Raw genomic sequence first — 11,187 nt, 5'->3', positions numbered from 1 at the left:
GTCAATTCAAATCAAAAAATCAAAGAACGCTTGTATCTTATATATAATCAACCTGTTACGGTTGAAATTAAAAAATTAACGCATCAGTAGTAATTGTGAATTATGAATTATGAATTATGAGAAGTGAACTATGAGTGAGCGTTTTTCTCATAATTCATAACTCATAATTCATAATTATTGACGTTTTAGCGTCAATTCATACGCTTTCGGGTCGTTGATGATCTGCAGGGCGGCTTTGAGGCTGTCGTTTATGTCGTTGATGATCTGGAAGTATTCGTTCATCTCGTACATATCGCGCGCGATCAATGCCTTGAGTTGCAGCATCAATAACGGTTTGGCGTGGTTGAACTGCTCTTCGTTGTACTCGATCTTTTCCTCGTTGGCCATCTCAACGACTTGTTGCAGGAGGCTTTCGGGGATGGTGAAACCGGCTTTGTAGCTGTCGAAGTTCTTGTATTGACGAGTCATCTCGGCGCGTTGCTGATCGAGGTAGTTCATCGCCGCACGGTTGACGATACCGGTCGCGATCAAGCGGCGGTGGTAAGGCGAAGAAAGGGTCGTATCGAGCGGGATAAAGATATCCGGCATGATACCACCCCCGCCATAGACTGTGCGTCCGGTGGTCAAGGTGTTATACTTCATCGAATCGGGGAAATGAATGCTGTCGGCGCTCATCAGTTCGCCTTTGTTGTAGCGGTCGATCAGGTCGTGCTGGTAAGCTTCGGCATCGCCTTTCTCGTAGGGTTTCTGGATCGAGCGTCCGTTGGGCGTGAAATAGCGCGATACGGTCAGTCGGATCATCGAGCCGTCGGGCAGGGGGATTGGTTTCTGTACCAGCCCTTTACCGAAGGTGCGTCGTCCGACGATCACCCCGCGGTCCCAGTCCTGAATCGCTCCCGAGACGATCTCGCTTGCCGAGGCCGAGCCTTCGTCGACCAGGATCACCAGCCGTCCCTGTTCGAAGTCGCCTTTGCCCGTGGCATTGGCCTCTTCGCGGGGTTGGTTCACGCCTTCGGTATAGACGATCAGTTTGCCTTTGTCCAGGAACTCATCCGCCAGGTCGATGGCAATATTCAGGAAGCCGCCGCCGTTGCCTTGCAGGTCGAGCACCAGGTTCTTCATGCCTTTCTTCCGCAGTTTAGCGAATTCCTCTTTGTATTCGTCGAGGGTGGACGCCGCGAAGCGGTTGAGTTTGATGTATCCGGTCGCTTTGTCGAGCATATAGGCGGCATCGAGACTGAATACGGGGATCTTATCGCGCACGATCTTGAACGCCAGGAGTTCGGGGTTCTTATCGCGCAGGACCTTGACGGTCACCTCCGTGCCTTTCTTGCCCCGCAGGCGTTTCATGATGTCGTTGGTCTTCATCTGCACACCGGCGATCAGGGTATCGTTCACCTGGATGATCCGGTCGCCGGCCCGCAGGCCTACCCGTTCCGACGGTCCGCCGGGGATCACCTGGATCACGTAGAGCGTGTCGGTCAGCATATTAAACTGGATACCGATGCCGTCGAAGTTGCCTTGCAATGGTTCGGTCATCTCTTTGGTCTCTTCCGGATTGAGGTAGTTCGAGTGGGGATCGAGTTTCTCGAGCATACCGATGATTCCATCTTCTACCAGTTTACTCTGGTCTGTCGAGTCGACATACAGGTTGCTAATGGCATAGAGCGCCATCTGCAACTTCCGGGCATCCTTATTGTTGGTGTTCTGCGCTCCGAGAGACAGGATGGTCGTCGTCAGAAGCAGCGATAAGAGGACTTTCTTCATTTTGTTTTTATACTATTTGTCAATACAATTCCGTCTCTTTCGGGACGAACATGGATATATCTTTTCCGTAACGCAAGAGCTCGCGCACAATACTAGAACTGATATGGGTGTGTTTTGGTTCAGTGAAGAGGATAAATGTCTCGATCCCGGTCAGTACCCGGTTGACATCGGCGATACTTTTCTCGTACTCGAAGTCGTTTGCCGTGCGGATGCCGCGCAGGATAAAACCCGCGTTCACTTCTTTGGCAAAGTCGACGGTCAACGAGTCGTACGACATCACGCGTACCGCCGGATTGTCTTTGTAGAGCTTCTCGATGGCCTCCATCCGCTTTTCAAGGCTGAAGTAGGTCAGTTTCTTGTCGTTGATGCCTACGGCGATCACGATCTCATCGACCAACAGCAATCCCCGGCTGACCAGCGACTGATGTCCGAGGGTAAAGGGATCGAACGTTCCCGGGAAGAGGGCTACTCTTTTCATGCGATATCTTCTTCTATTACCAGATTATCAATAATAAATACCTGCCGTTCCATCGTGTTTTTGCCCATATAGAACTCCAACATCTCCTTGACCAGGTCTTCTTTCTTCATCGTCACCGGATCGAGGCGCATATCTTCACCGATAAAGTTCTTGAACTCATCGGGCGAGATTTCTCCCAAGCCTTTGAAGCGGGTGATCTCCGGGTTCTTGCCGGCGGCCTGGATGGCACTCAGTCGTTCCTCTTCGGTATAGCAATACCAGGTCTTTTGCTTGTTGCGCACGCGGAACAACGGCGTTTGCAGGATATAGACATGGTTACGTTTGATCAGATCGGGGAAGAACTGCAGGAAGAACGTCATCAACAACAAGCGGATGTGCATGCCATCGACATCGGCATCGGTAGCGATGATCACTTTGTTGTAGCGCAGGCCTTCCAGCCCGTCTTCGATATTGAGTGCGGCTTGCAAGAGGTTGAACTCCTCGTTTTCGTAGACTACCTTCTTGGTCAAGCCGAAACTGTTCAACGGCTTACCGCGCAGGCTGAATACCGCTTGCAGGTTCGGATTGCGGCTTTTGGTGATCGAGCCGCTGGCCGAGTCGCCCTCGGTGATAAAGATACAGGTATCTTCCTGCTTGTCGCCTTTCGTATCGGTCAGGTGGATGCGGCAGTCGCGCAGTTTGCGGTTGTGCAGGTTGGCTTTCTTTGCCCGTTCGCGCGCCAGTTTGGTCACACCCGCAATGGCTTTGCGTTCTTTCTCGGAGTCGATGATCTTGCGGAGCATGGCTTCCGAGGTGTCGGGGTTCTTATGCAGGTAGTTATCGAGTTCTTTTTTGATGAAGTCGCCGATAAACTTGGAGACGGTCGGACCGTCCGGGCCGATGTCTTTGGATCCCAGTTTCGTCTTCGTCTGGCTTTCGAACACCGGCTCTTCCACTTTGATGCTGATGGCTGCCACGATACCACTGCGGATATCGGAGTATTCGAAGTTCTTCGAGTAGTATTCCTTGATCACCCGGCCGATCGTTTCTTTGAAAGCCGAGAGGTGCGTACCACCCTGGGTGGTGTATTGCCCGTTCACAAACGAGTAGTATTCTTCGCCGTATTGGTTGCTATGGGTGAGCACCACTTCGATATCATCGCCTTTCAGGTGGATGATGGGATAGAGCGGCTCGGTGGTCATGTTTTCGTTCAACAGGTCGAGCAACCCGTTGCGCGAGAAGAATCTCTTGCCGTTATAAATGATCGTCAGTCCCGAGTTGAGGAACACATAATTCTTCAACAGGCTTTCGATAAACTCATCTTTGTATTCGTATTCGCGGAAGATCTCCCGGTCGGGGATAAAATAAGTCGAGGTTCCGTTGCCTTCGCCGGTCGGGACGATATCCGTCTCCGACGTGATATGGGCGCGGCTGTATTCCACCTGCTTCATCTCGCCGTCGCGGTGGCTGGTGATCTGGAAAAAGCTGCTCAGGGCGTTGACCGCCTTGATCCCAACCCCGTTGAGGCCGACTGATTTCTTGAACGCTTTACTGTCGTATTTCGCTCCGGTGTTCATCTTGCTCGACACATCGACCACCTTGCCCAACGGCACACCACGTCCGTAGTCGCGTACGCAGACCGTTCCTTCTTCGATGGTCACTTCGATGGTCTTGCCATAGCCCATCATGTATTCATCGATCGAGTTGTCTAATACTTCTTTCAACAACACGTAGATCCCGTCGTCGGCATACGTCCCGTCACCCAGCTTCCCGATATACATACCGGGACGCCGACGGATATGCTCCATCCAATCGAGGGTTTTAATGTCGTCGTCGTTATACGCTGTTTCCTGCTGTAAAGTGTCGTTCAGTTCGTTCATGTTTTTTAATTAATAATTGATAATTGATAATTGATAGTTGAGAATCGACAATCACCTCTTCGGCAAATTGTCAATTATCAATTATCAATTGTCAATTGTTTGATGTATGCTCTCCTCGTCTTATGGTGTTCTTTCCGGAAATAATCCCACTGGGCCTGTACGGCGCTGTTGGTCTCCAGTTCCGGGTTGGTTTCCGCGTATTCCACGCCTAATCCTTTGTAAATAGGGATCAGGTCATTAAATAACAAAGCATTGACGCCTTTGTTCTGGTACTCGGGCAAAACGCCGGTCAGGTAGAGGTCCACCACTTTAGGCTTGGAGTATAAAGTCTTCAACAGATGAAACCAGCCGAAGGGGAACATCTTGCCCTGGGCTTTCTGCAAGGCCTTCGACATATTGGGCAATGAGATGCCGAAACCGACCACTGCGTCGTCTTCTTCCCGGATGATCACCGTGACCAGTTCGTAACGCAGCATGGGGATGTATTTCTTGACGTAATAATCGATCTGCTTCTGCGTGAGCGGCGCAAAGCCATAGAGGGGTGCGAATGCCGCGTTCAACGTATCGAAGATCTTTTGCGCATACGGCATGACCTCTTTGGCGTTTTTGAATTTTAAGACCTTCAATCCGTATTTCTTCTTCACCAGTTCGCCGATACGCAGGTGTTTGTCGGGCACAGCGTCGGGGATATAGATCTTGAACTCCTGCCAGTCCTGGTCTTTGTGGTAGCCCAGGCGCTCGATATGGTTGGGATAATACGGATAGTTGTAGAGCGTCGCCATCGTACCCAGCTGATCGAAGCCTTCCACCAGCATACCTTCGTTGTCCATATCCGTAAATCCCAACGGGCCGTGCAAGGCTTCCATGCCTTTCGCTTTCGCCCATTGTTCTACGGCACCGAACAAGGCGTCTGCCACCTCGGCATCGTCAATAAAATCGACAAAACCGAAACGGGCATATTTCTCTTTCCACACGGCATTACTCGAATGGTTGATCATGCCGGTAATACGGCCCACGATTTTTCCGTCCCTGTAAGCCAGGAAGTTGATGGCCTCGCAGGACTCAAATGCCGGGTTTTTCTCCTTATCCAGCGTCTCCATTTCTTCGGAAATCAGTTCGGGCACAGCATACGGGCAGTCTTTGTATAATTCAATATTGAATTTGACATACTCCTTCAGTTCCTTCCGGGTAGTGACTTGTTTTACTTCTATACTCATTTGTCCAGTATTAATCCGGTGATTTTAACGGGCAAATTTACATAAATTATTCGGCACTTAGAAGTAAGGCGTAACGATTTTTCCTCCCGTTTTTATCCCCCTGTTCCAGGCGACGACCGGAGGGAGGAATCGGTGCGATCGGCGGGGGTATTTGTTTGTTGATAACCGTCAACACATTTGTTGATAGTTATCAACAGATCTGTTGACAATTGTCAACAAACTTGTTGATAATTATCAACAAATGAATACTCCCTATAATCCGCTCTGGTACAGGCGCGTGTAAATTTGAACATTCGGGCCTCTTTTTCTGTTCATTCTAAAGCACAAATCCTGATCTTTAGTGTTATCTTTATCCCGAAAAGAAAATAGAAGGCCGTATTCGCGACGGATGTGGCTGATACATACAATTATAAATGCAGAAAAAATGAGAAAAAATAAATCAAAAAGAAAAGATAAACCCGCATCGAAAGCCGGCCTACCCCCTAAAAAAGAGAAGAAAAAAGGTGGAAAACGGATGCGCAAAGAATTGATGGTCGTATCCATTGTCAATGCGTTCCAGTCTTCCCCGAAAGAGGCGTTCAACTATAAGCAGATCAGTAAATTGATCGGTGTCGAGAATGCCGTGCAGAAATTGCAGGTCGCCGATATCCTCTACGATCTGGCGGCGGATCAATTTATCACGGAGATCGACCGGGGACGATATAAACTGCATGACCTGGGAAGCCAGGCGACGGGCACCTTCAACCGCCGCAGCAACGGGAAGAACTCGTTTGTGCCCGAGGATGGCGGCACACCGGTCTTTATCGCCGAGCGCAACTCCGGCCATGCGATGGATGGGGATAAGGTGAAGGTGCAGCTCTTTGCCAAGCGCAAAGGCGCCGAACCGGAAGGCGAGGTGATCGAGATCCTGGAACGGAAAGAAGCGACCTATGTCGGCAAATTGCAGGTGACCAAAGGATTTGCTTTCCTGGTGACCGAAGATAAAACGCTGGCCAATGATATTTTTATCCCGAAAGACAAACTGAAAGGCGGGAAAAGTGGCGACAAAGCCATCGTACAGATCGAAGAATGGCCCGAGGGGCAGAAAAATCCGATCGGCAAGGTCGTTGATATCCTGGGACAAGCGGGCGACAACACGACCGAGATGCATGCGATCCTGGCCGAGTTTGGCTTGCCGTATAAATATCCGGTGGCCGTAGAGAAAGCCGCCAACCGGATCCCGGAGGAAATTCCACAGGAAGAGATTGAGAAACGGGAGGACTTCCGTCAGGTATTGACCTTTACGATCGACCCGCGCGATGCGAAAGACTTCGACGATGCCCTTTCTGTCCGTCGCCTGGAGAACGGCAACTGGGAGATCGGCGTGCATATCGCCGACGTGACCCATTACGTCCGGCCCGAGAGTATTATCGAACGGGAAGCGCAGGAACGCGCGACCTCCGTTTACCTGGTCGACCGCACCATCCCGATGCTGCCCGAGCGGTTGAGTAACCTCATCTGCTCGCTTCGCCCCGACGAAGAGAAACTCTGCTTCTCGGTCATCTTCGAGATGAACGAAGACGCGGAGGTCAAGAAATACCGCATCGTGCGCACAGTGATTAAGAGCGACCGCCGCTTCACCTACGAAGAGGCGCAACAGATCCTCGAGACCGGCGAAGGCGATCACAAAGACGAACTGATCATCCTCAATACCCTCGCCAAGAAACTGCGCGAAGCCCGATTCAAGAACGGAGCGATCAACTTCGACCGTTACGAGGTGAAGTTCGAGATCGACGAGAAGGGCAAGCCCTTAAGTGTTTACTTCAAAGAGGCCAAAGACGCCAATAAGTTGATCGAAGAATTTATGCTATTGGCCAACCGGACCGTCGCTGCCTTTGTGGGCGATCCCGGCAAGGGCAAGACCAAGAAATCGTTTGTCTACCGTATCCACGAACAGCCCAACCCGGAGAAGATGGAGAACTTCGCCGCCTTTATCCGCCGCTTTGGTTACAAATTGAAGACCGAAGGCAGTCAGACGGAGATCTCCAAAGGCATCAACCGCCTATTGGACAGCGCGCAGGGCAAACCCGAAGAGAACCTGATCGAGACCCTGGCGATCCGTGCCATGCAGAAGGCGCGGTATGCGACCGAGAATGTCGGGCATTACGGACTGGCGTTTCCTTTCTATTCCCATTTCACTTCGCCCATCCGTCGTTATCCCGATATGATGGTGCACCGCCTGTTGGAACGCTACCTCGATGGCGGGCGTAGCATGCCGAAAGCGAAGCTCGACGAGCTCTGCGACCACAGTTCCAACATGGAGCAGATCGCGGCCAATGCCGAACGCGCTTCGGTGAAGTACAAGCAGGTAGAGTTTATGAAAGACAAACTGGGCATGGTCTTCGACGGCGTAATCTCCGGGGTGACCGAGTGGGGATTGTACGTGGAACTGAACGAGAACAAATGCGAAGGCATGGTCCCCATCCGCGACCTCGACGACGACTACTACGAATTCGACGACAAAAACTACTGCCTGGCCGGCCGCCGCACCCGCCGCGAATACCGCCTGGGCGACCCCATCACCATCAAAGTCGTACAAGCCAACCTCGAACGCAAACAACTCGATTTCATGTTGGTGTAAAATCAATGCGTTCGATAATTCAGAATATTTATAGGGATTTGTTTTGTAACTCAAAACAAATCCCTATATTTGTATAAAAGAAAAACAGATGAGGATAGTCTCACATAAGCGACTGAAAGACTTTTACGAGACAAAAGGATATGAAGATTCGCGGGTTGCGTTAGAACGGTGGTATGATATAGCCGATAAAGCGCAGTGGAGGAATCTATCTGAAATGAAGGTAGACTTTCAAACGGTTGACTATGTTGGAAATCAACATTATGTCTTTGACATACGGGGTAATCGCTATCGTTTGGTTGTTGTCGTTAAGTTTACCATGGGTTACATCTTCATCCGTTTTGTAGGGACGCATGAGCAGTATGACAAAATAGACTGTGCTTCGATTTAGTTTTGAATGATGAATAAAAAGAATAAGGTATGCGCAAGATAACGAAAGATCAATATGAATTTGCGTTGAACAGGATAGAAGACCTCTTGCCCCTGGTCGGTGAGGCGACGCCTGCCAACGACAGGAATGCGGTTGAGCTTACGCTTGTATCTGACATTGTAATCAGTTATGAGAAGGAACATTTTCCCATAGAGAAACCGACTGTTTCGGAGCTTATTGAATTGTTCCTGGAAGAAAAAGGGATGACGCAAAAGCAACTGGCGGAAGAGATAGGGGTAAGCCCTTCGCGGATAAGCGATTATATGTCCGGCCGATCGGAACCGACTTTGAAAGTAGCCCGATCTCTTTGCCGGGTATTAAGCATTCCGGCTTCTGCTTTATTGGGGGTTTAAGAAGAACTAAAAAAAAGCCGCCGGAGTTTTTGAAAACTCCGGCGGCCTTTTTTATAACTCCGGCGGCTTTTTGTGAAAGGCTGCCGGAGTTTTTTTTGTTCTATTTATCAATAGCGTGGGCCACGGTCGCGACCTCCGCGATCACCTCCACGGTCACGGCCTCCGCCGTTGCGTGGGCCACGGTCGCCACGGTCACCCCGATCACCCCGGTCGGTACGCGGCGGACGTTCTTCGTAACCTTCCGGTTTCGGCATTAATACCTTGCGGGAAAGTTTGAATTTACCGGTCTTCGGATCGATATCCACCAGCTTCACTTCGACAATGTCGCCTTCTTTCAGACCGGCTTCTTCGACCGTATCCAAGCGTTTCCAGTCGATCTCAGAGATATGCAACAGGCCGTCTTTGCCCGGCATAAACTCAACGAATGCGCCGTAAGGCATCACCGAAGAGATCTTACCGCTATATACTTCGCCGATTTCAGGCACAGCAACGATGCCTTTGATCGCACGGATAGCTGCTTCGATCGTATCTTTGTTCGTTCCGGAGATTTCGATAACTCCCACGCCTTCCACTTCTTCGATCGTAATGGTCGCACCGGTCGTTTCCTGGATTCCCTGGATGATCTTTCCACCCGGGCCAATCACCGCACCGATGAATTCTTTGGCAATGGTCATCTTTTCCAGACGCGGAGCATGCGGTTTCAGGTCCGGACGTGGTTCCGGCATCGCTTCAGTGATCTTACCGAGGATATGCAGACGGCCTTCGCGAGCCTGTGCCAATGCGTTTTCCAGAATTTCATACGACAAACCGTCTACCTTGATGTCCATCTGTGTAGCCGTGATCCCGTCGCGTGTTCCGGTTACCTTAAAGTCCATATCACCCAGGTGGTCTTCGTCACCCAGAATGTCCGATAGAATGGCGTAATTTTGACCTTTGTTCTCAGAGATCAAGCCCATCGCGATACCGGAAACCGGCTTGCGAAGCTGTACCCCGGCATCCATCAAGGCCAGCGTACCGGCACAAACGGTTGCCATAGAAGAAGAACCGTTGGATTCGAGAATTTCAGATACCACACGCAATACATACGGATAGTCGCTCGGGATCATGCGTTTCAACGCACGATGAGCCAAGTTACCGTGTCCGATCTCGCGACGGCCTACGCCACGTTGCGGGCGAGCCTCACCGGTTGAGAACGGAGGGAAGTTATAATGTAACAGGAAACGTTCCTTGCCATGATTCAACACATCGTCGATCATCTTCTCGTCCGACTTGGTTCCCAAGGTGACAGTCGTCAACGATTGGGTTTCCCCGCGGGTAAATACGGCTGAACCGTGAGGTCCCGGCAGGTAATCGGTTTCGATCCAGATCGGACGGATCTCGGTAGTCTTCCGGCCATCGAGGCGTTTGCCTTCGTCCAGAATCGCGCGACGCATCGCTTCTTTCTCTACATCGTGGTAGTAGCGACCGATCATCTCAGCCTTTTCAGCCAGTTCTTCTTCGGTGTATTGGGCTTTGTATTCGTCTTTGATAGCGGTGAACGCTTCGGCACGTGCGTGTTTGTCCTGACCGGAAACGGCTACGGCGTAAACTTTGTCGTAACATTTCTCGCGCACGTCTTTACGCAGTTCTTCGTCGTTCACTTCGTGGCAGTATTCGCGTTTCACGGTTTTGCCCACAGCTTCCATCAGTTCCAATTGCGCCTGGCATTGTACTTTGATCGCTTCGTGTGCCACCTTGATGGCTTCGAGCATTTCATGTTCCTGCACTTCTTCCATCTCGCCTTCTACCATCATGATATTGTCGAGGGTAGCGGCCACCATCATATCGATATCGGCCTTTTCGAGTTGGGCAAAAGTCGGGTTGATCACGAATTCACCGTTGACACGTGCGACACGTACTTCGGAGATCGGACCGTTGAAAGGAATATCAGAAACCGCCAAAGCAGCCGAAGCGGCCAGACCGGCCAATGCATCCGGCATGTCTTCGCCGTCGGCGGAGAACAGGATGATATTTACGAATACTTCAGCATGATAGGTGTCAGGGAAGAGCGGACGAAGAGCGCGGTCGACCAAACGGGAAGTCAGTACTTCGTAGTCGGACGCTTTCCCTTCTCTCTTGAGGAAACCGCCGGGGAACCGGCCAAAGGCGGCGAATTTTTCTTTGTACTCTACTGAGAGCGGCATAAAGTCCACTCCGGCATTTGCATCTTTTGCGGCTGTTACAGTGGCGAGCAACACGGTGTTGTTCATCCGGACAGTTACCGAACCGTCCGCCTGTTTTGCCAATTTCCCGGTCTCGATTGTGATAGTTCTTCCATCACCTAAATCGATCGTCTTGTTAATGGGATTAAGCATAATCTTTTTTCTTATTATTTTTTTCTCTGTAAAATTGGCGGCAAAGTTAATAAACTTCTGGCTAATTGCATGGAAATGAAAATAAAATAACATTTAATGCCCACTTTTTCAC

Annotated in this window: 8 protein-coding genes; 3 read left to right on the top strand and 5 right to left on the bottom strand. The window is 50.6% G+C overall.

Annotated features, from left to right (window positions below; translation table 11 throughout):
- Nucleotides 1-174: 174 nt before the first annotated feature.
- The 4 genes from M2133_RS13415 to M2133_RS13400 all read right to left on the bottom strand — a co-directional run bounded on the left by M2133_RS13415 (nucleotide 175) and on the right by M2133_RS13400 (nucleotide 5,321).
- The gene (locus M2133_RS13415; RefSeq protein WP_277466690.1) at nucleotides 175-1,767 is read right to left on the bottom strand and encodes a S41 family peptidase; all 1,593 of its coding nucleotides are present in this window, start codon (nucleotides 1,765-1,767) and stop codon (nucleotides 175-177) included.
- 19 nt (nucleotides 1,768-1,786) lie between these two features.
- Complete coding sequence (gene coaD, locus M2133_RS13410) at nucleotides 1,787-2,245, bottom strand: pantetheine-phosphate adenylyltransferase (RefSeq protein ID WP_277466689.1); 459 nt, start codon at nucleotides 2,243-2,245, stop codon at nucleotides 1,787-1,789.
- The gene (locus M2133_RS13405) at nucleotides 2,242-4,104 is read right to left on the bottom strand and encodes a DNA topoisomerase IV subunit B (protein WP_277466688.1); all 1,863 of its coding nucleotides are present in this window, start codon (nucleotides 4,102-4,104) and stop codon (nucleotides 2,242-2,244) included. The genes coaD and M2133_RS13405 overlap by 4 nt, the downstream gene beginning before the upstream one ends.
- 77 nt (nucleotides 4,105-4,181) lie before the next feature.
- Nucleotides 4,182-5,321 carry a hypothetical protein gene (locus M2133_RS13400; RefSeq protein WP_277466687.1) on the bottom strand — a complete coding sequence of 380 codons (1,140 nt, stop codon included), beginning with the start codon at nucleotides 5,319-5,321 and terminating at the stop codon, nucleotides 4,182-4,184.
- A 424-nt stretch (nucleotides 5,322-5,745) separates the two neighbouring features.
- Between M2133_RS13400 and rnr the strand changes: the two genes are divergently transcribed.
- The 3 genes from rnr to M2133_RS13385 all read left to right on the top strand — a co-directional run bounded on the left by rnr (nucleotide 5,746) and on the right by M2133_RS13385 (nucleotide 8,721).
- Nucleotides 5,746-7,941: a ribonuclease R gene (gene rnr, locus M2133_RS13395; protein ID WP_277466686.1), complete on the top strand. Its 2,196-nt coding sequence runs from the start codon at nucleotides 5,746-5,748 to the stop codon at nucleotides 7,939-7,941.
- 88 nt (nucleotides 7,942-8,029) lie between these two features.
- Nucleotides 8,030-8,329 (top strand): type II toxin-antitoxin system HigB family toxin, encoded by a 300-nt coding sequence (locus M2133_RS13390; protein WP_277466685.1) that lies wholly within the window; start codon nucleotides 8,030-8,032, stop codon nucleotides 8,327-8,329.
- A 29-nt stretch (nucleotides 8,330-8,358) separates the two neighbouring features.
- Nucleotides 8,359-8,721: a helix-turn-helix domain-containing protein gene (locus M2133_RS13385; protein ID WP_277466684.1), complete on the top strand. Its 363-nt coding sequence runs from the start codon at nucleotides 8,359-8,361 to the stop codon at nucleotides 8,719-8,721.
- A gap of 107 nt (nucleotides 8,722-8,828) precedes the next feature.
- On the opposite strand, the gene pnp is transcribed toward M2133_RS13385, so the two are convergent.
- Complete coding sequence (gene pnp, locus M2133_RS13380) at nucleotides 8,829-11,075, bottom strand: polyribonucleotide nucleotidyltransferase (RefSeq protein WP_277466683.1); 2,247 nt, start codon at nucleotides 11,073-11,075, stop codon at nucleotides 8,829-8,831.
- Nucleotides 11,076-11,187: the final 112 nt, after the last annotated feature.

It is taken from the genome of Parabacteroides sp. PF5-6 (genome assembly GCF_029504695.1).
Lineage (GTDB): Bacteria > Bacteroidota > Bacteroidia > Bacteroidales > Tannerellaceae > QVMG01.
Note: the sequence above shows the minus strand (reverse complement) of the source record. Positions and strands in the feature narration are given on the sequence as shown.